1 protein-coding gene is annotated in these 2,802 nt (G+C 28.2%); it reads right to left on the reverse strand.

The genetic code is table 11. The features are described 5' to 3' along the window. A partial coding sequence (locus L8V85_RS08240) for a filamentous hemagglutinin N-terminal domain-containing protein (RefSeq protein WP_263737820.1) occupies nucleotides 1-2,779 on the reverse strand: 2,779 nt, incomplete at its 3' end. Nucleotides 2,780-2,802 lie beyond the last annotated feature (23 nt).

A 2,802-nucleotide genomic window follows, 5' to 3' on the forward strand; every position in this document is an offset into this window, starting at 1 on the left:
TATCAATTGGTGGTTCTATTGGTGTAGGTGGTACTACAATTGGTGGTTCTATTGGTGTAGGTGGGATTATAGGCTTAGGTGGATCTATTTCATTTAGATCTAAATTTGTATTTAGTATTACATTAGCAAAAGCACCTTTAATTTCAAAATGCCCTTGAGATTGTTTTAGAGCTTCTTCTTTCCATTTAATCAATTGCTCTTGATTTTTATTAATCTTATCTGCCAAATTCTTACTAGCATTAATCAACATATTCATATCTTTTTTCAAATCATCAAGATATTCATCATTTTTATTTGCCAAACCCTGGTTAATTAAATCCACATAATCATTATATTCTGCAATTTTATCATTAAGTTGTCCTTGATAAATAATCAATCTTTCGATAAAATTTTCTGTTTCTTGGATTAAAGGTTTTAAAGATCCACTAATAAATTTATTAAGAGAGATTTTACTTTCATCAATTAGTTTTAAAATATCTTGATATTTATTATATATATTTTTATATTCCACATCAATATTCTCTAATATCTCGCTTATTTTTTCTTGAGCATATAATGTTTTTAAAAAATCCAAACTTTGGCGTATGCTATCAGTTATTCCATAAATTATATCAGGGTTTTTTATATGAATTGAGTATTTACCATTAGATATAACATCAAGCATATCTTGCAAATCTTTAATACTAACCACATCATCTTTTTCCAATACAACATCCTCTGAAGGTTTTTCTATATCTATATTTATATCAGGTTTTTGTGCAAAGATTAAATTTCCATCTTCTTCGCGTAGTCCTTCTAATTTACCCAGTACTGCTTCTTTAAAATTTATATAACCATTTTCATCTGTATAGGTATAAATTTTCATTTTATCTGGTATTTCTTCTGCATTTGTCAATTCCCCTTCCTTATGATAAATATTAATATTATTTAAACCCGATGAGCTGTTTACAAATTTATATAAATAATTATTACTAATCAATTTTGAATCAGGCTGAAAATACATATAGATATTTGATAAAAGTCTGCTTTGGAAACCAAATAAAGTTCCAAAACCACTAGCAGCATGATTTCCTATAATATCCCCAAAAATATTTAAAGATATATTAGAATAATTTCCTTTAAGAATATACCCTGCAAATCCACCAGCATAACCTTTATAGTATTCTCCTATACCAGCATTACCATAAATATTTCCCACATTATTTAAAGATATATTAGAAAAATCCCCATAATTTATTTCACCTGCAAAACCTCCAGAATAGGTAGTAACTCCTTGGATTCCTATATTTTTTACATTATTTAGTGATATGTTTTGTATTTTTATAGTTGCATCTTTATATTGATTGTATTCATTGTTGATATATCCCACAAAACCACCAGCTCTATCTCCTTTGATATTTTCTATATTATTTAATGTTATATCATTAAATGTGCCATTAACTATATATCCGGTAAATCCACCAACATATCTACTATTTTCTTTTCCTATATTTTTAATATTGTTTAATTCTATCTTTGAGAATACTGGATTTCTTGGATAAGATTGTTTATCTTTCCTGATAATACCCACAAATCCACCAACATGGTTAGCACTTATACCTTCTATTCTATTTAAAGATATATTACTAAATTCCGCATTGTTTATAACTTCCCCTGCAAATCCACCGGCATAAGCCGCAGAAGTTTTAATCCCTCCTAAATTATAATCTATTTTGATGTTTTTTATTCTTGCATCATGCCCTACTCGTCCAAATACACCAACATAATCTATTTTATCCTTTAAGATAGTTGTATCTATATTAATATTATTTAAAGCAAATCCTTGTCCATCAAAATTTTTAGCAAATACAATATCATATCCGATAATCATATTTGCACATCCATGTCCTGATATACAATAATTTGCATAGTTTTTATTTTCAAAATAAATATCATTTACTAATCTATAATCATTATTAAACCGAGCCACTGTTTTAGATTCGTTCCACATTTTCGAAAAATAAAACCAATCTAAATCAGATCCTATACCAATATATTTTTGAAAATCATCTGTAACCAATTTTTTATTGCCTAAATTTTCTATATTATTGTATTCTTGCGTTTTAAATTTATATATAGCATCTGTTATTTTAGAATCATAATAAGCAGATGTTGCTAACTCTCGTAATTCTCCTTTTTCATATGCACTAGCTACAATTCGATATGCCTTTATATTATCTAATAATATATCTATTTCATTACCAACCAAATTAACCATATTACCATTTGAATAAAGTGGTACGATACTGCCTTCAACCTTAACTTTATTTCCTATAAGTAATATGTTATCGGAATTAATAGTCCCCATGTTTACTACATTACCCAATTTATTGGCTTTAAACACCGGTGAAAAAGCTGCACCTTTAGAAAAGAAATTTTTATAATCATTTTCATTTAAAGACGAAGTAGAAGCCACAAAGCGATTAGCATTAATAGTTCCTGTTTTAGTAATGATTACCCCATTAGGATTAATTAAAAAGACATTATTACCTTTTGCATTTAATACACCTTCTATGGTAGATTTACTTGTCCCATGAGCAATGTTTAGGTAGTTTTTACTATTACCTCCAAAATTTACACTTTCACCTTTACCTATACTAAAACCACCACCCCATTGAATGACGGAGTTTGTTTCTTTGCCATTAATTTGCATATGACCATTACCAGAAGTTATAGTTCCACTAGTCCCATGAGTAAATTTACCTCCACTAGGTAAAGCCATTAGTGGAGAAAATAGCATTGATACAGTTATACCTGAGAGTA

The organism is Campylobacter sp. IFREMER_LSEM_CL2090, from assembly GCF_025771865.1.
In the GTDB taxonomy this organism is placed as follows: domain Bacteria; phylum Campylobacterota; class Campylobacteria; order Campylobacterales; family Campylobacteraceae; genus Campylobacter_D; species Campylobacter_D lari_D.